The organism is Flavobacterium sp. B183, assembly GCF_023539155.1.
In the GTDB taxonomy this organism is placed as follows: domain Bacteria; phylum Bacteroidota; class Bacteroidia; order Flavobacteriales; family Flavobacteriaceae; genus Flavobacterium; species Flavobacterium tructae.
Window position 1 is genome coordinate 4095893 of sequence record NZ_CP097434.1, and the last position, 21215, is coordinate 4117107.

The 21215-nt window shown below is 38.3% G+C and carries 13 protein-coding genes; 7 read left to right on the plus strand and 6 right to left on the minus strand.

Translation table 11 applies throughout. The features are described from left to right. Window positions 1-100: 100 nt before the first annotated feature. Window positions 101-658, minus strand: a complete 558-nt coding sequence (locus M4I44_RS16995; RefSeq protein ID WP_070908352.1) for an RNA polymerase sigma-70 factor — start codon at window positions 656-658, stop codon at window positions 101-103. A 757-nt stretch (window positions 659-1415) separates the two neighbouring features. Between M4I44_RS16995 and M4I44_RS17000 the strand changes: the two genes are divergently transcribed. Continuing rightward, the gene (locus tag M4I44_RS17000) at window positions 1416-1970 is read left to right on the plus strand and encodes a phage tail protein (protein WP_017495716.1); all 555 of its coding nucleotides are present in this window, start codon (window positions 1416-1418) and stop codon (window positions 1968-1970) included. Between the two features lies 1 nt (window position 1971). Here M4I44_RS17000 and M4I44_RS17005 read toward each other — a convergent pair whose 3' ends face one another. Continuing rightward, window positions 1972-2991, minus strand: a complete 1020-nt coding sequence (locus tag M4I44_RS17005) for a hypothetical protein (protein WP_017495715.1) — start codon at window positions 2989-2991, stop codon at window positions 1972-1974. Between the two features lie 88 nt (window positions 2992-3079). Between M4I44_RS17005 and M4I44_RS17010 the strand changes: the two genes are divergently transcribed. The 6 genes from M4I44_RS17010 to M4I44_RS17035 all read left to right on the plus strand — a co-directional run bounded on the left by M4I44_RS17010 (window position 3080) and on the right by M4I44_RS17035 (window position 17098). Next, the gene (locus M4I44_RS17010) at window positions 3080-9172 is read left to right on the plus strand and encodes a T9SS type A sorting domain-containing protein (RefSeq protein WP_249965493.1); all 6093 of its coding nucleotides are present in this window, start codon (window positions 3080-3082) and stop codon (window positions 9170-9172) included. A 53-nt stretch (window positions 9173-9225) separates the two neighbouring features. Further along, a complete protein-coding gene (locus M4I44_RS17015; protein WP_017495713.1) occupies window positions 9226-10077 on the plus strand; it encodes an outer membrane beta-barrel protein in 852 nt (283 codons plus the stop codon). Window positions 10078-10445: 368 nt separating this feature from the next. Further along, complete coding sequence (locus tag M4I44_RS17020) at window positions 10446-11363, plus strand: bestrophin family protein (RefSeq protein WP_249965494.1); 918 nt, start codon at window positions 10446-10448, stop codon at window positions 11361-11363. 30 nt (window positions 11364-11393) lie between these two features. Continuing rightward, window positions 11394-12077, plus strand: a complete 684-nt coding sequence (locus M4I44_RS17025; protein WP_017495710.1) for a response regulator transcription factor — start codon at window positions 11394-11396, stop codon at window positions 12075-12077. Between the two features lie 143 nt (window positions 12078-12220). Continuing rightward, window positions 12221-13588: an ATP-binding protein gene (locus tag M4I44_RS17030; RefSeq protein ID WP_249965495.1), complete on the plus strand. Its 1368-nt coding sequence runs from the start codon at window positions 12221-12223 to the stop codon at window positions 13586-13588. 294 nt (window positions 13589-13882) lie between these two features. Next, complete coding sequence (locus M4I44_RS17035; RefSeq protein WP_249965496.1) at window positions 13883-17098, plus strand: TonB-dependent receptor; 3216 nt, start codon at window positions 13883-13885, stop codon at window positions 17096-17098. A 229-nt stretch (window positions 17099-17327) separates the two neighbouring features. On the opposite strand, the gene M4I44_RS17040 is transcribed toward M4I44_RS17035, so the two are convergent. From M4I44_RS17040 to M4I44_RS17055, 4 genes are read right to left on the minus strand one after another with little or no spacing between them, the layout of a single operon-like run. Continuing rightward, window positions 17328-18761 (minus strand): glycosyltransferase family 2 protein, encoded by a 1434-nt coding sequence (locus M4I44_RS17040; protein ID WP_249965497.1) that lies wholly within the window; start codon window positions 18759-18761, stop codon window positions 17328-17330. A gap of 12 nt (window positions 18762-18773) precedes the next feature. Further along, on the minus strand, window positions 18774-19595 hold the full coding sequence (locus tag M4I44_RS17045; protein WP_249965498.1) for a hypothetical protein: 822 nt from the start codon (window positions 19593-19595) through the stop codon (window positions 18774-18776). Between the two features lies 1 nt (window position 19596). Next, a complete protein-coding gene (locus M4I44_RS17050) occupies window positions 19597-20811 on the minus strand; it encodes a YaiO family outer membrane beta-barrel protein (RefSeq protein ID WP_249965499.1) in 1215 nt (404 codons plus the stop codon). Beyond that, a complete protein-coding gene (locus M4I44_RS17055; RefSeq protein ID WP_017495704.1) occupies window positions 20811-21176 on the minus strand; it encodes a response regulator transcription factor in 366 nt (121 codons plus the stop codon). Before M4I44_RS17055 ends, M4I44_RS17050 begins: the two co-directional genes overlap by 1 nt. Window positions 21177-21215 lie beyond the last annotated feature (39 nt).

Below are 21215 nucleotides of genomic sequence, written 5' to 3' on the forward strand. Positions count from 1 at the left end.
TCGTAGTCCAATGCTTTCTGATATAATACCGATGTAATATGAAAATAGTACAATGCAATTGGACTATATTGAATATACAATCGGTATTAGCGATCTGCTATTAGTTAAATTCGCCCAGGTAGTTTCGCATAAACTTTAATGCGTAGGCAATGTGATACTTTACCGTTTCGTGCGAAACATTAAGTTCTTCGGCTATTTCTTTGTTGGTGTAATGTTTGATTCTGCTTAGAATAAAAACTTCTTTGGATTTTTTAGGAAGCAATAACGCAGCCTTATCAACGGCTTCCTGTAGTTCTTCATAATAAATAGAATCTTCGGTAGTGTTGCTGCCGTCGCAATCATTGGTGTTTCTGTCTATAACCTCTCTAACATATTGATCGGTGATAGTATGCATTTTTATATAATCTAAAGTAGTATACCGAACAGAGGTGTAGATATAAGCTGAAAATTTCTTTTGAATAACCAAACTCTTTCGTCTTTCCCAAATCGTTGTAAAAACTTCCTGAACAATCTCTTCGGAAACGGGAACCGACTTCATCCTCACATAAACAAACCGAACCAATTCATCCCGATATCGGAAATACAATTCATCAAACGCTTTATCTTTTCCTTGTCTCAATAACTCAACAAGTTCCTCATCAGTAAACTTTTTATACATGAGACACCGTTTTTGAATGATTTGGCGAATGAAGTGTTCGAAATAAGACTTTCGATCCAATCTTTATACAGCGATGTATTCTGATTTTAAAAAATGACATATACTACAATTGTGTTGTTTATAATATGTCTTCAAAATTAAAGCTGAGGGTAGGTCTGGAAGGTTACGTTTACATTAATAAACTAACCTGATTATAAAACATTATATTAACATCTGATGCTTTATGTTACGTCAATATTGATAGGAGATCTTATTAGATATCAGCTTTGTAAAGTGTCACTTGTTACAGCAAATCATACTGCAAGCAATTGTGAATTTGATACAATGTTTTTTTTAGTGTAGAAATTTTTCTCCCTATTTTGACAATAATGTGTCAACAGAACACCTGGGTTGTACTATACCTCCTACAACTATCATATTTCTACCGTAAAATCGTTCAAAACACCAATAAACATAAGGATGTGGCTCATTTTTCTGCTCCCTGTGATTTATCTCACTCATTATTAGTGTTTCCGACACTAAAAGGATATTTCATGACAATAAAAACCGTCCTCATGACATATTTTTCAGTTTCGGTGCCTAGGATTCTTAGTTTTAACCTGTTTTAGAAGAGAAAAACAGGTAGAAACACCTGTTTTTGAGAGTTTTATATTTTATACCTTAGTTTAAATATAAAAATTGTCCTTTTATTTCTTAGTCAAAAACACAAGTAATATCAAAAACAAATATAAACACTAACCTATTAACACTAAACACTATGGAAGAATTCATTGGAGTTGTAAAACTTTTTGCGGGAAATTTTGCCCCAAGAGGCTGGGCCTTTTGTAACGGACAAATATTGTCAATTGCACAAAATACGGCATTATTCTCAATCCTTGGTACAACCTATGGAGGAAATGGTCAGACTACTTTCGCTTTACCAAATCTACAAGGTGCAACAGCTATTGGACAAGGAACTTCACCTGGAGGAACTTACGTTCTTGGACAAGCTGCAGGTACACCAAACGTTTCAATTTTAACAAGCAACCTTCCTGCTCACGTTCACGCAGGACCAGGTAAAATTTCTGTGAGTGCAACAAATGCATCAGATTCAACACCGGTAGCCGGAGCATCGATAGCAATACCGGGCGCTCTTGTATCAAGAGTTTTCACCCCTACATTAGGCTTTGCAACAGCAACTCCAAGTGTCGATTTATTAAGCAATGTAACCACTGGTGCCACTGGTAGCAATCTGCCTATCTCAGTAATGCAGCCTTATGTAGCATTATCTTATATCATTTGTCTAGAAGGAATTTTCCCTTCCAGAAATTAAACTATTTAAGAGCATTTTTTACATTATAAGACCATTTGGGTATATCGCTGAAGTCGTATAAAAACTGAATTTCAGAATACTCTGTAAGATTGTACATAGAAACAAGACAAAAAGGGTTTGTAATATAAGACTCCGCAGTTTTTAATTCGATGTCTTCAAATATCCTGATTTCAGTAAAAATACACACATCGGGATGATTACTAAAATCATCGGGCAGCTTATAAAAGTCACTTTTAAATTCTAAATCCTGACTTGTATTGCCAAAAAGTTCTTTGCTTATTGTAAATAATCTATCTACAAATACACTATGAGGATAGGGCTGTATTTCGTTACGGCCCTTAACCTCTGATTTAGCATCTTTTAAGGATGGCTCATGATCGGAATACGTATAAGTCAAATCGATCTTGATTTCTTCGGGAATTAAAATTCCATGCGAAGACAATTGCGAAACAATGTTTCGCGTAATCGCCACCTGCGGCTCTCGGGTAAGAGCATAATGCATCGTTTCGGAGATGGCCAGATCAATTGCAAACTCCTCCGGTTTTGTATACGTAATGGCATCTGTTTCGATTAATTCTAATGAATAATCGTTTAAACCGGTCACCGATAAAATATGATGTACAGAAGCTATAGAAGCAGTATTGATATCTAGCAAAATGGCTTTAATTCTATCTTTATTAAACAAAGGAAGTAAAGGAAGAATTAAAGTTGCATAAGGGCCACAACCCGCATAAAGAACATTAATACTTCTCTCTGGAAAATCAATACACAATTTTGTCAGAGCCTTATAAACGCCTTTTATGAAATAAACCGTGCGTAAATAATCGTCAACACAGTCTGCCGCACCAGAGCTTGACAAAGCAACACCGCCTTTAACATGAACTTCATTGTTCTCAAAATGGTTAACGGTTGCGATTTTTTCATAAAATTCTGAAAGGTTTCGCGCACATGTGGTGTGTTCATCAATAGTATTTGACGCAATGATAGATTGAACAATAATCGTAAGCTCTTGTTTATACATGATACTCAATTTTAGTGAAGACTTTAAAAGTTTGAACTGAAAAAACAAATGTAAGAATACAAAATGATAAATCTAATATCAGTTAATTATGAAAAAACTCTACTTATTACTCATTCTACTGTTTTTTACGCTGCAGCAATTGACTGCACAAACAGTAGAGACCTTCGAAGCTCAGACAATTAACCAACCTAGCTTTACCAGCAATGGTAAAACTTTTAACCTGACCAATACTTATGTTTCTTTTCAGGTGGTTACTTCACCTGGTTATGGTTATAACGGTTCTAACAACTACATACAGGTCGCAGATGGTAACGCATCACAAAGTTTAGGGCAAACCGGATTCATTACCGCTGCCTCAGGAAGCTTTAAAATGAACAGTTTATGGATTTACCTTACCGGTACTTCCGGTCAGACTCCTAATAGTACCTCTAATGGTGCTCCGGGTTCGGTTACTTTAACCGGAAAACTTGGCGGTGTAACACAATTCTCTATTGTAAAAAACACTACAGGAGCAAATATTGGTACTGCCTTACCTGGAAATGGTTTTATCCCTGTCAACTTCGCAACAGACGGAGTTTCTAATTTTACCAATATCAACATTGACCAGCTTGAAATTCAGCTAAGCGCCAATTACGATTATTTCGCAGTTGATAATTTTGTTTGGGTTGATGGCGTAAGTTTAGCAACCGTAACTACTACAACCGCTACAAATGTGGGTTCAACCAAAGCAATTATTGGAGGTAATGTAACTGCAGATGGCGGAGATGTCAACGTAGAAAGAGGAATCGTTTGGGCAACAACAGCAAGCCCAACTATCGCAAACAATAAATTTCAAATCGGAACTGGAACTGGAATTTTTAGTAATACCGTAACAGGCCTTACTCCCGGTTCTACTATTCATTACAGAGCTTATGCAAAAAATACTGCCGGGACAGCTTATGGTGCCGAATCAACATTTGTTACATCGGCTGCTTTAAGCACTTCTTCTACCTCAAAAACAGATGTCGCTTGTAACGGAGGAACTACCGGAGCTGCCAGTGTTACTGTAATTGGAGGAGTTACTCCCTATACTTACTCATGGTCTCCTTCAGGAGGTACCGGATCATCGGCAACCGGACTGTCTGCAAATGCATACACCGTAACTATTACCGATGCTGAATTGACACAAATTACCAGAAACTTCTCTATAACGCAACCAACAGCACTAAATGGACTGCCTACGACAACGGCTGTTTCTTGTTTTGGCGGATCCAACGGTACGGCAACAATAACTCCGACTGGTGGTACACCGGGATACACCTACTTATGGTCTACCGGAGCTACAACGCAAACTATAACAGGCCGTATAGCCGGAACATACAGTGTCACCATTACAGATGCCAACGGATGCCCTAGAACCATAAACAACATTGTTATAGGTCAGCCTGCTGCAGCTCTTGACGGAACCGCCACCACCACAGCCGCTTCTTGTTTTGGAGGTAGTAACGGTACCGCAACAGTAACTCCAAGTGGAGGTACACCTGCATACACCTATTCATGGTCTCCATCAGGAGGTACAGCCGCAACAGCTACGGGACTTACTGCCGGAACTTATAGTGTTACTATTACAGACGCTAACGCATGTGCAAAAACGATAACGGGTATTGTTGTCGGACAACCAGCAGCTGTTCTTGATGGAACGACTTCCACCACAGCAGTTTCTTGTTTTGGAGGATCAAATGGTACAGCTACTGTTGTTGCATCAGGAGGAACTCCAGGTTATACATATTCATGGTCCCCATCAGGAGGAACTGCAGCAACTGCTTCAGGGCTTCAGGCTGGAACTTACAGTGTAACGATTACTGATAATAACGCATGTTCTAAAACCATTACCGGTATTGTTGTCGCACAACCGGCCGCATCACTTAATGGATCTATAAGTACAACTTCAGTTTCTTGCTCTGGAGCAGCTACCGGTTCTGCAACCGTAAGTGCTTTTGGAGGAACTCCGGGTTATACTTACTCTTGGTCTCCATCGGGAGGTACTGCAGCAACTGCATCAGGACTTACAGCAGGAACTTATAGTGTTACTATTACTGATGCTAATTCTTGTATGCGTACAATCAATAATATTACAATAGGAACTGCTACGGCTATTAATGGAGCTATATCTACAACAGCCGTTTCTTGTTTTGGAGGAGCTAACGGTACAGCAACAGTTACACCATCAGGAGGTGTTCCGGGATATACCTATTCATGGTCTAACGGAGCTACAACACAAACTATAACAGGACTTACAGCAGGAACTTATAGTGTTACGATTACAGATGCTAATGCCTGTACAAAAATAGTAACAGGTATTGTTGTGGGACAGCCTGCTGCAGCTCTTGACGGAACTGCTACTACCACAGCCGTTTCTTGTTTCGGAGGAACCAATGGTACCGCAACAGTTACACCATCAGGAGGTACTCCATCTTATACTTACTCTTGGTCACCTTCAGGAGGTACAGCAGCAACGGCTACAGGACTTGCTGCCGGAACTTATAGTGTTACGATTACAGATGCTAATGCCTGTACAAAAATAGTAACAGGTATTGTTGTGGGACAACCATCAAACGCTCTTGACGGAACTACCACCACAACCGCTGCTTCTTGTTTTGGAGGTAGTAACGGTACAGCAACCGTTACAGCAACCGGAGGTACTCCTGCCTATACCTATTCATGGTCTCCAACAGGAGGTACGGCAGCCACTGCAAGCGGACTTACCGCAGGAAACTATAGTGTTACCATTACAGATGCTACCGGATGTACTAAAACGATAACGGGTATTGTCGTAGGTCAGCCAGCTACTGCTCTTGACGGAACCCCAAGTACAACAGCTGTTTCTTGTTTTGGAGGAGCTAACGGTACGGCTACCATAACAGCATCAGGAGGTACTGCCGGATATACTTATTTATGGTCTACAGGAGCTACAACAGCTTCTATTACCGGACTTATCGCAGGAACCTATAGTGTTACTATTACAGACGCTAACGCCTGTGCAAAAACAATAAGCAATATTGTTGTTGGACAACCTGTAGCTGCTCTAGACGGAACGATAACTACAACTGCCGTTTCTTGTTTTGGAGGAGCCAACGGTACCGCAACAGTAACTCCTAACGGAGGAACTGCAGGATATACTTATGCATGGTCTAACGGATCAACAACTCAATCCATAAACGGACTTATAGCAGGTACTTATAGTCTTACCATTACAGATGCGAACTCATGTTCAAAAACTATAAATAATATTGTAGTAGGACAGCCTGCCGCTGCTCTTGACGGAACTGCTACTACAACCGCCGTTTCTTGTTTCGGAGGGACCAATGGTACGGCAACAGTAACTCCAACCGGAGGTACTCCAGGATACACTTATTCATGGTCTCCTACAGGTGGTACAGCTGCAACAGCAACAGGTCTTGCTGCAGGAACATATAGCGTGACCATTACAGATGCTAACGCCTGTTCAAAAACAATAAGTAATATTGTTGTTGGACAACCGGCTGCAGCTCTTGACGGAACTGCCACTACAACTGCTGTTTCTTGTTTCGGAGGTGCTAACGGTACTGCAACAGTAACCGCAACCGGAGGTACAGCTGGTTACACCTATTCATGGGCTCCTACAGGAGGTACAGCTGCAACAGCAACCGGACTTCCAGCGGGAACTTATAGTGTTACCATTACAGATGCTAACGGATGTTCTAAAACCGTAAATAATATTGTTATTGGACAACCTGCTGCTCTTAACGGAACTGCAACTACAACAGTAGTTTCTTGTTTTGGACAAGCTGACGGTACTGCAACGGTTACTCCAACCGGAGGTACAGCTAATTATACCTATTTATGGTCTAATGGAGCTACCACGCAAACCATAACTGGTCTTGTTGCCGGAAACTATAATGTTGTCATTACAGATGCGAACTCTTGTACAAAAACAGTAAATAATGTTACTGTATTTCAGCCAACCGCTATAACAGTTGTCCCTGCACAAACTAATGTGAGTTGTAACGGAGGACAAAACGGACAGGCCTCAGCAACCGTAAGTGGCGGAAGCGGTAGTTATACCTATTCATGGTCTCCATCAGGAGGTACGGCAGCAACAGCAACCGGACTTGCTGCAGGAACATACACTTTAACCATTACAGATGGCAGTGGTTGTACTAAAACTCAAGTTTACAACATCTTAGAGCCAGCTGCAATCGCAACTACAATTACAGGAACAGATGTTAGCTGTAACGGAGGAAGCAACGGTTCGGCTACTGTTAATGTAACAGGTGGAACAGGAAGCTATACTTACGCTTGGTCTCCAACCGGAGGAAATTCAGCAACTGCAAGTGGTTTGCCATCAGGAAATTATTCAGTAGTAGTTACTGACGGAAATGGATGTACCAAAACTGCCAACATTGTTATCAACCAACCGGCTATATTGTCTGCTGCTATTGCAACTCAAACAAACATTTCCTGCAATGGAGCAAGTAATGGAGCGATTACTACTACTATAACTGGCGGTACAACTGCATACACTTACTTGTGGTCAAATGGAGCAACAACTAAAGACATCAGCGGATTAACAGCGGGAACCTATACCCTGACAGTTACAGATGCTAATGGTTGTACTGCACCACTATCAGTAACTTTAACCACTACTCCTGATGTAACACCACCAGTACCAAATGTGGCCACTCTTCCGGTAATTACAGGCGCTTGTGCTGTTTTATCGGCTCAGATTCCGGTTCCAACTGCAACGGATAATTGTAGTGGAAATATTACTGCAACCACAACGAATCCTTTAACTTATAATACACCGGGAACCTATACAATAACCTGGACGTATACTGATGCTAGTGGAAACACAAGTACACAAAATCAGACTATTACAGTTCTTCCTTCGTCTATTCAAGCGGTAACTTTTAGCAATGCTACAGTAACCTACAACAAAAACCCACAAGCAATACAAGTTGCTAATTTACCTGCAGGAGCTACGGTTACTTATACAATAGCACCTGGATCTACAGGAAATTCAGCTACAAATGCGGGTACGTATACGGTAACTGCGGTAGTAACTCCTTCAGCAAGCGAACCTAATTGTTCTCCAATTACGCTTACTGCACAGCTTACTATTCAAAAAGCGGCACAGCTAATTACTTTTCCAATATTGGGAATCAAAACACTTGGAGGATCAAATACTTTCAATCTGGGGGCTACTGCCAATTCTGGTTTAGCAGTAAATTATACCTACACTTACACCACAGCTTTGCCTGCTGCTACTGTTGCTCCAACAACCGGTTTAGTTACGATGCTAAGATCAGGAGAAATAACAATTGTTGCTGCTCAGGCTGGTGATGCGAATTACTTACCTGCTCCGGATGTTTCACAGCTTTTGGTGATCAAAAACAATGACATCACTGTTACTCAAATTACCGTTGGTACTAAAGTTTATCCAAATCCGGCTAAGACTATTAATTACCTGATGGCATGTGGCGAGAACAACGTAAATGTAGCGTTGACCAATACAACCAATGCAACCTTTACTCCTGCAGCTAATTTTACGATCAATACACCTAAACCTGGAATTTATACGCAAAATGTAACAATTACTTCTCAAGACGGAAGTGCTAGCGCTACTTATGCTATAACTGTAGAAAAACCATTTGGATTCTATGATATTGTACACCAAAAATTCAATAATGTACTTATCGTAAACAACAATCCACAAACGAATGGAGGTTACGAGTTTGTTTCGTACCAATGGTTTAAAAACGGACAAGTAATTGGAACTAATCAATACTTTTCAGCAGGTGAGGCTCAATCCAATACATTGGATTTAACAGCCGACTATAGCGTGAAAATGACTACTAAAGATGGTAAAGTGCTGCAAACATGTCCTTCTAAAATTAAGACACAGAAATCACTTGAGGTTAAATTGTATCCAAATCCGGTTGAAACAGGAAAAATGCTTACTGTAGATGCTGATTTACCAGAAGGTGATTTAGAAAACATGCAAATAAGTCTTTACTCTGTTACAGGTAAACTACTTACAACAATGAAATCATCTACTGCTCAAACACAGGTGCAATTACCTGCAAGTACTGAAAGCAATATGGTTCTTGTAGTTATTGAGTCAGGCAATATCAAAAAGTCATTCAAAGTAATTGTAAAATAATCAAAATCATGCCAGTACCATTTCAAAAGGGTACTGGCTAATACAACTTTAAGATGAAAAAATATATCAGTACCTCTATAAAATCTATAGCTACAGTTACGGCGTTTTTAGCGATATGCCTCCAGGGCTATAGTCAGGACAAAAAACAGGAAATATCGATCTCCGTCGCAGGACCTGGTTCTTTTTTAAAGTACAGTGGCGGTGGTACGATCGTACCCGGAAACGGAATTAGTGCAGGAATCAGATACTCCTATTATTTAAACGAAGGCTTAAGCATTGGAATTGGAGCTGAGTACCAATCCTATAATTCTGATGCAAAGTACGCTTCTTTTAGTGGCCAATATGTTACTAAAGATGCCGAAAATGAAACCTTTCAGTTTAGATACAAAGCCACTAACTTCAGAGAAGAACAAAGCCTGAGTTACATAAATGTTCCAATCGCAATTCAATTTGAAACTCCGGGAACTACCCAATTGTATGTTGCTGCGGGTGCCAAAGTAGGATTTGCGATTAAAGGATGTTATCAGAGTACCTTTCAAAACCTTACTACAAGCGGTTACTATCCGCAATACAATGTAGAATTATTTAACCCTGCGTTTGCCGGTTTTGCAAGTACTAATGATGTAAAGACCAGCGAACAGGATTTAGACACTAAAGTGTCCTACTCTGCTACTTTTGAAACAGGTGTAAAACAAAAGATTGGAAACAGAACTTCATTCTATCTTGGTGCTTACATCGATTATGGTCTAAATAACATCTACAATAAAAATGGAGACAAAAGTCTTGTACAGTACAATCCGGAACTTCCTGTGCAGCTGCAATACAACAGCGTATTAGATTCTCCATCCGTACACAATGTCAGACTAGTTTCATACGGACTTAAACTGAGATTTGCTTTACGTTAATTATCAAATAAAAAATATTAAACAACTACTTTTCCCGCTCGGGAAAAATTAAAAAAGTCGGTTTCTTGGGGGAAATCGGCTTTTTTTTTATGAATTAAAACCTGTTTGATCAATAAAGGCAAAATACCCGTTTGCTTTTACCCTTTCAGGGTAATAGTCAACCTCAAAGATGGGCTGAAAGCCCAAAGGCAAAAGTATAGTGCAACGCACTATAAAATAAATAAACCATCTATCAAAGCCCTGTAAGGGCGAAAGATCAAACTCCAATCTATACGCCAGATCTCGTTTAATCCTTATATATTTCTATCATTTTTTGTTTGAGGCCGCACTTTTAATTACTTTTATGGTATTAAATCTAATTAGCGTCAATGATTATAAAGAAAAAGAATACCTGGTTTAAAATGCTCTTTGAATGGCGAGGTTCCGTTTTGCCACAGCTTCTCCCTAGACTTTTATTATTACTGCTATTTTCCTTTGTCGTCGTTTATTTTAAACCCTGGCTCCTTCAATATAATCTGCACATCAATCCTGCTATTTTTACATTGTTTGGAATTGCACTGGCCATTTTCCTCGGTTTCAGAAACAGTGTGAGTTACGATCGTTTTTGGGAAGGACGAAAACTTTGGGGTGCATTACTCAACGATACCCGATCTCTTGCCCGACAAAGCATCACTCTTGTCCCAGACAAAGAATACGATGTCCAACGCGAAAAATTCACTAATTTGCTTATTGCATTTGTATACAGTCTCAAACATCAGCTTCGGGAAACCAATTCTGATGCCGATATGAACCGATTACTCCCTAAAGAGCTCGCTGACCAATTAAAAGAAACTCGCTATAAACCAATACTTCTCTTAAGAGAATTGGGACTTTGGGTAAAAGACGCCAAAACTGAAAATAAAATAGACAGTGTTACGCAGCTGGCTTTCGAAGAAAATCTAAATAAACTGTCCGATATTGTTGGCGGATGCGAGCGAATTGCCGGTACACCTATCCCCTACACCTACAGTGTGTTACTACACAGAACGGTTTATATTTATTGCTTTTTATTGTCTTTTGGTTTTGTCGAAACTATGGGCTGGATTACACCGTTTATCATTGTTTTTATTGCCTATACTTTTGTAGCGTTGGAAGCCATTGCAGACGAACTCGAAAATCCATTTGGTTTGCAGCCTAACGATCTTGCCCTTGATACAATGTCTGAAATGATCGAGAACACCTTATTAGAATTAAACGATAAAAAAATAAATCCGGTAACGCATCATAACAATTACTTTATTACTTAAGAGGTATTACACCTCAATTATATTTCGAATATGAACAGAGTGTTATTAGTTGAAGACGATCCCAGAGTGGCATCATTTATCACAAGAGGATTAGAAGAACATTTGTATGAAGTTAAAACCATTACCAAAGGTTTTGAAGCCATCAAAGAGGTCATGGAAAACGAGTACAATATCATTATTCTTGATATCATGCTTCCGGACATTACTGGCTTTGAAGTTTGCGAAGTTCTACGAAGCAGAAAAATTATAGTGCCCATACTTATTTTAAGTGCACTCGATACACCACAGGAAAAAGTAAAAGGTTTACAATCCGGAGCCGACGATTATCTCGCCAAACCCTTTTTGTTTGAAGAACTTTTGGCCCGAATTAATGCACAGCTTCGTCGTGCCGAATTCAGTACCGGAATTCTCGATTTTCAGTCCTATGCCGGAATCGAAATCAATATGAAAGAACAAAGTGCCACAAGAGATGGCAAAGAGCTCAACCTTTCGTCAAGAGAACTCAAACTCCTGATTTTCTTTATGAAAAATCGCGAAACGGCCTTATCAAGAGTGGCCATTGCACAGGCGGTCTGGAACATTGACTTTGACAGCACCTCCAATACTGTTGACGTGTACATTAATTACCTGCGAAATAAGGTCGACAAGAACTTCCCTACTCCACTCATTCATACAATAAAAGGAACCGGGTATATGTTGAAGCAGAAGAGTTGAAAGAGTAAAGAGGTGAGAAAATAGAACAAAGAGTAAAGAGTAAAGAGTAAAAATCTGCTGAATCTGCTAAATCTGCGAGAGGAAATAAATACCCACTTATTTTGAATTATGTTCCCATATATTAAAAACAGACCTAAAGCGTTATGAATCTAAAAAAAAAATTAGCAGTAAATTCTACGTTGCTTTTTGCTTTCATCGTAGGATTACTCATGACCGGATCATTCCTGCTTTTCAGAAGCCATATGAAAGATCTTTACTATGACAATCTGGAAGATCATGCCTTGACTGCTGCTTTATTTTATTTTAAGAAGGATGAATTAAAAGAATTTACAAACGAACGATACCATGAGATTGAAGTTCAGTACCACCGAATCAACAATGAATCCATTCGGGTTTACGATGCCAAAACCAAAAAATTGTACTTAAAAGATTCAATTGATATTGAGCTTAGCGACCATGAACTGAATACTATTGTAAAAAACAAAATTGAATCGTTTACCATAAAAAACAGGCAGTTTGTAGGTCTATTTTACAAAGACAATCAGGGCGATTTTATAATTGTAGTCTCTGGGATCAATCACACCGGAAACCGACAGCTTGAGATTTTGGGTCTAATGTTTATCCTTTTTTACCTGGCAGGCATTCCTCTAAACTATCTTTTGGGGACATTTTTAGCCAAACAAACCTTCCGCCCTTTTAAAGAAGTCATTGCAAAGGTAAATACCATCACCACCGAAAATCTTCATTCGAGATTAGAAGTGCAGCAAGCTCAGGAAAAAGATGAAATTAAAGAACTTGTAACCACTTTCAATTATCTCTTAGAAAGGCTTGAAACCGGTGTGATGACGCAGAAAAATTTTCTAAAAAACGCCTCACACGAGCTCAAAACTCCCTTGACCATCATCATTGGTGATATTGACGTATCCCTGCAACAACCCAGAACCAACGAGCAATATGAAGAAATTTTAAAATCTCTTAAAAAAGACACGCTGCATTTAAAATCAACCTTAGATGGTCTTCTGGTACTATCAGGACTTCAGCTATCTGAACCTCAGCAAATGGAAACCATAAGAATTGATGAAATACTATGGAATGTATTGGAGAAAAAAGCAATTGAATACCCCGAATCTAAAGTATCGGTAGATCTAAGCGCTTTGGCCGATCGCGAAAATTTACTTTCGGTTCATGCCAATAAACACATGCTTTTTATAGCCCTTTACAATATTTTAGACAATGCGATCAAGTTTTCATCTTCAAAACCGGTAAATGTTTTAACTTTCTCTGAGCACAATAAACTTTTAATACAAATTACAGATCGGGGTTCCGGGATTTCAGAACAGGACAAAGAATCTATTTTTGATCTTTTTTTCAGAAGCGACCATACCCGCCACATACAAGGGCAAGGTTTAGGTCTCTTCATTACCATGCAGATACTCAAACTGCATCATATTAATGTTAGAGTAGATTCTGAAGTTGGAAAAGGTACTTCTGTTACCTTAATATTTCCATAATCTGATTCGTTTCTCTGCTATAGTAGCAGCACTTAATCCAGTCTGTTTTTGCAGTTGGTAACCTTTACTTAACACTCTAATCTTTCTTTAATCTACTTTAAACACAACTCTAATCCGTTTGTTTTTAACATTTTACACAAATCATTGATTTTAAAGACCTAAAAGATTCAACAAACCTAACAGCTTGATAATTTTAAATTAACACTAACTATTTTTATCATTTTAAGTTAACAAAAGCGTTAAATCCGATCGGAGCAAACTGAGTTTCTTTGTCAAATAAAAACTCAAAAATCAATGACAAAACTAAAACTCATTTTTTCGGCTGTAATGCTCCTTGTTATGGGAAACATTTTTGCTCAGATTACCACCTCTTCATTATCTGCAAAAGTTAATGATGGTACAAGCCCGCTTACGGGTGCAGATGTTACTTTAACTCATTTACCTACTAATGCAGTGTACAAAGCTGTAACTGACAAACAAGGTAGATTTAGTTTCGAAAATTTAAATGCCGGCGGACCTTACGAATTAGAAATTAAAAGCTCTGCTACTAAAGACTACTCTAATGCACAAATACACTTAGCACTTGGCGATAATGACCTGCCGGTGATAGTGGTTGGCAAAGCAGACAACAATGTACTGGAAGAAGTTGTGATTACAAGTTCTAAACCCTCTTCTAAAAATAACGGAACGAATATTAATGAAAAACAGGTCAATGGTCTTCCGTTAATCAATCGCGGGATTCAGGATGTGACAAAATTAGTTCCTCAAAGTTCCAACAACTCTTTTGCCGGTACCAATTTCAGATACAACAACGTCACAATTGACGGTTCGATCAACAATGATGCGATCGGTTTTAGTCCGTCTTTAGGGGGACAATCAGGAACTTCAGGAATGCCGGGAAGCAGTACACGTTCTAATTCTATAAGTCTTGACGCTATACAGGATATTCAGGTTTATATTGCTCCTTACGATATTAAATTAGGTAACTTTTTAGGAGGAAGCGTTAATGCTGTTACCAGAAGTGGTACCAACAATGTTACGGGATCGATTTACAGTTACGGAAGAAACGCAGCTATTACAGGCCGCAACAATGCCGGTGACGGTTCTAAAATGCCAAATTCTTTTGGTGATTATCAAATTGGATTCCGATTGGGTTTACCGATCGTAAAAGATAAATTGTTCTTCTTTACGAATATGGAATATGCCGAAAGAACTGATCCTATATTTTACAATGCTGGACAAACCGATTCTAACGGAAAACTGACTTCATTGGTAGACAACACTACCGCACAGCAAATCTCAGACTTCGTAAAAACAAACTACGGATTTGACACCGGAACTTTCGGTGGGTACAACAACTTTGCAAAAAGCCAAAAATTCTTCAACAAATTAGACTGGAAAATTAACGACAAACATTCGTTATCGTTGCGAAACAATACCGTGATCTCACAAGCTTCCAACTTAGAGCGTGATGCGGCAAATTTCAGATTCTCCAGCATGGATTTCACGCAAAAAAACCAATCTATCAGTACCGTTTTAGAACTTAAAAGTCATTTTAACAGCCAGTGGTCTAACTCGTTAATTGCAAGTTACTCGGCGATCAAAGATTATCGCGATCCAAAATCAGGTAATATCATGTTTCCGCAAACCGAAATTGGATATAACGGCGGAACCATCTTTTTAGGGAATGATCGTGAAGCAACAGTATTCAACATGAAACAAAATACTGCCGAAATCACAGATAACCTTACCTACAAAACCGGAAATCATACCTTATTATTTGGTACACACAATGAATTCTACGACATCAATTACGGGTTCGTAAATGCCCTTAACGGGAGAGTATCCTACAAATCTCTGGCAGATTTCTACAACAAACTTCCTACGCGTGTTCGAGGAACCTATCCTTTCGACGGTTCTTCAAGAGACCAAATCTTCAACAATCCTTACGCACAGTTCAAAGTAAATCTTTACAGTGTTTATGTACAGGATGAAATTAGAATTGGCAACAAACTTAAAGTTACTCCCGGTGTGAGAATTGATTATACAGACTTGCCTAATAAACCAAAATTAAGCCCGCAGGTACAAAACTCTCCGGCGGATCCAAATTACGGTAACACTTACTCCTATACTCCGTTAAATCAGATTAAAAACAACTTTTTCAGTACAGCATTAGTTTCTCCAAGAATTGGATTTACTTACAATGTAGACGAAGACAAAACACTTGTTATTCGCGGCGGATCCGGAGTATTTACAGGAAGAATTCCATTTGCATGGCTGGGATATGCTTATTACAATGATGGTGTAGGTTACGGAAGTTATGACAAAAATAACCTTACCCCGGCACAAGTTGCTACGGCTGGAGATCCTTTGGCTGCAAACGGTTTAAACGGATATCACGATGCAACGCCAAAAGTACAGGCCGATCTGGTTGATAACAAATTTAAAATGCCTGCAGTATTGAGAAACTCGCTTGCAATCGATAAAATCATCAACGGCTATAAATTTACCACCGAAGGTATTTATACCAAAGTAATCCGTGATCTTGAATTTCAACAGGTAAATAAGACTGATAACCCAACTTATTTTTCTTATGATACCAATCACCAGATGCCCATTTATGCAGCCAATATAAATCCTGCTTTTTCAAATGCGTATTTATTATCAAACACGAACAAAGGATACCGCTACAGTATTACGGAGATGATCTCAAAAACGTATGATTTTGGTCTTAACTTTATGGTGGCTTATACCTACGGAAATTCTAAAGATATTACTAACGGAATCCGTAACTCGATGGAAAGTAATTTCCAGATGAATCAGTCGTTAACACCAAATAATCCTCAGTTAGCAACATCCAACTTCAACATCAAGCACAGAATTGTTTCTAACGTTGGATATGCCGTAAAAGTGGCCGATAACAATACGTTCTCCGCAAATGTATATTTCAATGCTCAATCCGGAAATCCGTTTTCATGGGGATTTGTAAACTCCACTATTGCAGGAACGGGTCAGGCAGCAGGATTGGCTTATATCTTCAAAGATGCGGCAGAAGCCGCGAAATACATTGGTGTAAATGCAGCAGGAGTTCCATCAGCTACAGCAGCACAGCAAGTAGCAGATTACGAAGCTTTTATTAATGGAAATGATTATTTGAAAAGCAGAAGAGGAAACTTCACGGAAAGAAACGGTGCTACTACCCCATGGAACATACAAGCTGACTTGAAACTAATGGATGAAATCAAAATTGCTAAAGCAGGTACTTTACAGCTTTCATTCAGCATAGCAAATGTTGGAAACCTGATTAACAAAGATTGGGGAAGAAGTTATTTTGTTCCGAACACCTACAATTCAACAGCAAATCTTGGGTTAACAAAATCAGGAAACTTAGGTGGAGTTGCTACTGGCGATCCAACTTATACCTTCCAGAAACCTTCGACATCACCTTATACTGTAGATCAGTTAGCCTCAAGATTCCAAGGACAATTTGGAGTGAGGTATACGTTCTAAAGATTGTGTTTTATTTTTTTATTATCCCCCAGTTTCAGTCCCTTTTGAAACTGGGGGATTTTTTTTTTAAGACCCTGAAATTCATTACGAAAACAAATTTAATAGTCATAAATTTAGGCGATCCAAATTTTGCCTTTTTGTAGTATTTTATGAATTGAGATTAGGCTTTACGCCCTTACAGGGCTTATAGCTTCTTCTTTTTTATTCATAGCGGAATATATTCTATTTTTTATTCTTTTTTTGTGAAACCTTTTCGGGTCATTTCTCCCCAGCCTTTTGTACCTAAAATTTTTTCTTTATAACCAATCAAAGCAGCGTAAACCGCTAAAGGATGAAAATAAAAAGGTTCGATAAAAGCAGCCATCAAAAGTTTAAAAAAATCAGTTTGTTTTGGGTATTTATGATACGTTCTTTCTTCGCTGTACAAAGCAATAACCGAAAAGAAAATGGCAAAAGCATACACAAACAATAACAGTAAAAGGAAAAAATGCCAATTGAGCAGTCCAAATGCAAAAAATATAATAGTAATAACAAGACCTGTAAATTCAATACCGGGAGCTAAAAATTCAAACAAAGTCCAGTATGGAATACTTAGCATTCCCAGCAATTTATATTTAGGATTTAAGAACATTTTTTTATGAAAACTTAAGGTTTCAATTGTTCCTCGCATCCAGCGGCTGCGTTGTTTCTTAAATATTTTAAAATCTTCCGGAGCTTCTGTCCAGCAAAGCGGGTCAGGAATGTAACGCACTGAATACGGGAGTTTGTTTTCGAGCATATAACGGCGCATTCTTACGACCAGTTCCATGTCTTCTCCTACAGTTTTGGTACTGTAACCTCCGGACAGTAAAGCAATTTCTTTATCAAAAGCACCAAAAGCCCCGCTGATAAGCAGCAAACCGTCTAATCTTCCCCAAGCCATTCTTCCTAAGAGAAAAGCTCTTAAATACTCTAAAACCTGTATTCTGGACAACATTACATCCGGAACATTCACTTCAATCAAACGTCCGTTTTTAATAATACACTGATTTGCAATCCGAACGACGCCGCCCGTTGCAATAATACGCTGTTCATTGGATTCTAAAAATGGTTTTGCCAGTTTAAGAAGCGAATCTTTATCGAGAATACAATCCACATCAATACAAACTACATATGGATTTTGTGCAATATTCAGTCCGGCATTAAGGGCATCGGCTTTCCCTCCATTTTCTTTATCCACAACAATCAGCTTTTTAAAAGCTGCATTTCTGGAAGTATAAAGTCCTCTGATTTTCTTTGTTTCAATCTGTTGATGAAAAGAAAGCTCTGTAAGAACAAGATCGTAAGTATGAATTAACAACTCCATCGAATTGTCTTTACTTCCGTCATTCACCACAATTACCTCATACTGATTATAATTTAAGGAAAGCAGTGATTTTACATTTTCTTCAATAGTAAAACCTTCATTGTATGCAGGAGCAATTAAAGAAAGTTTAGGAGCCAATCCACTCGTTAAGAGTACATCATAATCTATAAAACTGTTTCTTTTTAAATAATCTCTTAATTCCTTTGCGGAGAGATAGGCCAATATAAGATAAGACGACATAATCAATATCGCATAAGCCAATATCAGAATTAAATAAGTATGGACAAAAAATGCTATTTCTTGATTAAAAAAAGTCATTAGCTGCGATTTTTAAACGGTTAATGCCAACACTACATGCTGAGCTCCATATTTCACTGATGTATTTGAAGTTCTTTCTGCTAATTGTTCTACAAAAATTAGCTTTTGTGTCAGTTTAAGTTCTTTAATAAGTTTTAAACCAAGTGTAACCACTGTAGTATTTTGCGATTCCAATAAAAGTTCGATACCTTTTGTATCTCCGATATCATGTTTTTTGAAGGCATGAATAATATTCACCTGAGTCCAGTCGTCAATAGGATTGGTATGTTCTGTAAGGTGTACAATACCTTTTGTTCCTGCCAGTTTAATACAGGCGTTTATAGCTGTAATCTGCAGTACTTTATTACGGGCATTTGAGAATGTTATTAGGGTATCAAAAGCGTCATAAACATTCATTTCTGCCAGTTCTGTGATTCCCTTACCTCTGACATCCCATTTTAAACTTTTCAGTTTTTTCAAAGAATCATTTATAAGTCCTGAATCTTGATAAAACTGTTCTAGCTTTTGTGCATAAACACCCTGGTAGTTTTTATGAAGATTGATAAGAGATTCTGTAATAACTTCTCTGAAAAACTTATTTTCGGCCATTAACGTATAATCATTATTCTTCAAGACGTCAGAAAAAGAAACATCTTCAAAAACGACAGAAAACAACAGTTTATCAATAAATGCATCATATCTTTCTCTACGTCTTTCTTCTTTAATTTTTCTATTACGGCTTTGAATAATTAAAAGGTAAAAGAATAACGAGGCCAATACAAAAAGGCCTATTGAAAAGGTTAAAAATGGTTCAACCCATGTCCCTCTTTTATAAAATTCCCATAGATCAGTCATCTTAAAATCGTTTCGTGATAATTATCTGAGCGTTAAACCTGTTTCTGTATTCGTTTGGCAGATATTCTTCATATTCATACAGAAAAATTGGACGTACAAAAAATGAATTGCCCAAACGGTGCTGATACTGCACTCCTGCTCTATACGCTTTTAAAGGCTGTACAAAATTGCTGTACAAATATAAATACGGCACATTTCCGTATTGAACTTCGAATCTTATGACACGTTCTTTTTCTTCATTAGTATGCTGAAAACTTAAAACATGAGAGAATAACGCATTTCCTGTATCATAATAAGGTCTGTAAGCAATTGTGTTTGCTCCGGTTTTATAAGAAATTTGTCCGGTAAGTAATGTCACATCATCGGTTTCAAAATGCATGTATCTCGCTCCCAAAGCATAGTCGAATCTTTTTTGCGGTCTGAAATAATATTCTGCACCAAATTTTGCCACCGGAAATATCGTTTCGCCTGTCGAAACTCCCCCATTTACATACAAATAATCTTTTTTGGCAAAAGTCTGATAATAATCTGCTTCAAACAATGCCTGAGTATCGTTCCCGATATGCCCCATATTAGCACGTCCTACAAGAGCTGATTTACTGAATTTGCGTGTATACTCAACATAACCATAATGCAATGGCGCCTGCCCCGGGTTTGAAGTCGAAATGTTTAAATAAGAAACCGAAACGGCATTTTTAGTCTTACGATCAATAAGTGTACGTAGCGCTTTAAAGGCCTGAGTACTATTTTCGTTTACGGATGCTTTTTCGATAATTTCCAGTGCTTCTTTGTCTCTGTCCAGTTTTTCAAGACAGGTAACTTTTATTTTTAAGACGTCAACATTCGTAGCATCAACTGCCAGATAACGATCGCAATAGGATATGCATTTCTCAAAATCTTCTGTCCAGTAATACACATTTGTAATGGCAAGCAGAGCATCCGGATTCGGGTTAACCCTGTCTGCCATTGGGGACAATGTTTGTATGGCTGTTTTATACTCTTTTTTCCAGCTGTAAATACGTCCCGCAAAAGTTTTTATATCTTCATTTTCAGGATATGTTTTAAGCAAAGGATCAATTAGTGATAGCGCTTTATCATAACGACCCTGCTCTGCTTCGCTCCTTGCACTTGCCAGAGTTTCATCGATATTAATTTCCTGTCCCGCAGCAGTAATCGAAACAAACAACAGGGCAGCCAGATAGTATACCCATCTCATTAAGCACGTACATTTAGTAATTTATTAATTCTTACCAAAAGTACGGCAGGGCTTATAGGTTTTGCAATAAACTCGTTTGCTCCAATGTCAAAAGAATCAAGCTCTGTTTGCTCAACCCCTGAAGAAGTAAGTATAATTACCGGAATATCTAAATTAAGAGTTTGTCTCACATACTGCGTAATTTCCATTCCGCTTATGCCGGGCATATTTATGTCTGTAAGGATCAGATCATAGCTATTGCTTTTAATAGCTCCGAGTGCGTCTTTACCATCAGAAAACTGGTCAACGTTATATCCTTTCGACTCTAAGAAAAATGATAATGATTTGCGTAGGATATCATTATCTTCAGCTAAAACTATTCTCATAGGTTCAAAATTTGTCTTTGGGGGACTTGATAATTCTAT

Excerpts from the sequence above, each read along its gene's own strand:
- M4I44_RS17030 (WP_249965495.1), top strand. The coding sequence starts at position 12,221 with ATGAATCTAAAAAAAAAATTAGCAGTAAATTCTACGTTGCTTTTTGCT.
- M4I44_RS17035 (WP_249965496.1), top strand. The coding sequence starts at position 13,883 with ATGACAAAACTAAAACTCATTTTTTCGGCTGTAATGCTCCTTGTTATG.
- M4I44_RS17020 (WP_249965494.1), top strand. The coding sequence starts at position 10,446 with ATGATTATAAAGAAAAAGAATACCTGGTTTAAAATGCTCTTTGAATGG.
- M4I44_RS17005 (WP_017495715.1), bottom strand. The coding sequence starts at position 2,991 with ATGTATAAACAAGAGCTTACGATTATTGTTCAATCTATCATTGCGTCA.
- M4I44_RS17000 (WP_017495716.1), top strand. The coding sequence starts at position 1,416 with ATGGAAGAATTCATTGGAGTTGTAAAACTTTTTGCGGGAAATTTTGCC.
- M4I44_RS17010 (WP_249965493.1), top strand. The coding sequence starts at position 3,080 with ATGAAAAAACTCTACTTATTACTCATTCTACTGTTTTTTACGCTGCAG.
- M4I44_RS17040 (WP_249965497.1), bottom strand. The coding sequence starts at position 18,761 with ATGACTTTTTTTAATCAAGAAATAGCATTTTTTGTCCATACTTATTTA.
- M4I44_RS17015 (WP_017495713.1), top strand. The coding sequence starts at position 9,226 with ATGAAAAAATATATCAGTACCTCTATAAAATCTATAGCTACAGTTACG.
- M4I44_RS17025 (WP_017495710.1), top strand. The coding sequence starts at position 11,394 with ATGAACAGAGTGTTATTAGTTGAAGACGATCCCAGAGTGGCATCATTT.
- M4I44_RS17050 (WP_249965499.1), bottom strand. The coding sequence starts at position 20,811 with ATGAGATGGGTATACTATCTGGCTGCCCTGTTGTTTGTTTCGATTACT.
- M4I44_RS17055 (WP_017495704.1), bottom strand. The coding sequence starts at position 21,176 with ATGAGAATAGTTTTAGCTGAAGATAATGATATCCTACGCAAATCATTA.
- M4I44_RS16995 (WP_070908352.1), bottom strand. The coding sequence starts at position 658 with ATGTATAAAAAGTTTACTGATGAGGAACTTGTTGAGTTATTGAGACAA.
- M4I44_RS17045 (WP_249965498.1), bottom strand. The coding sequence starts at position 19,595 with ATGACTGATCTATGGGAATTTTATAAAAGAGGGACATGGGTTGAACCA.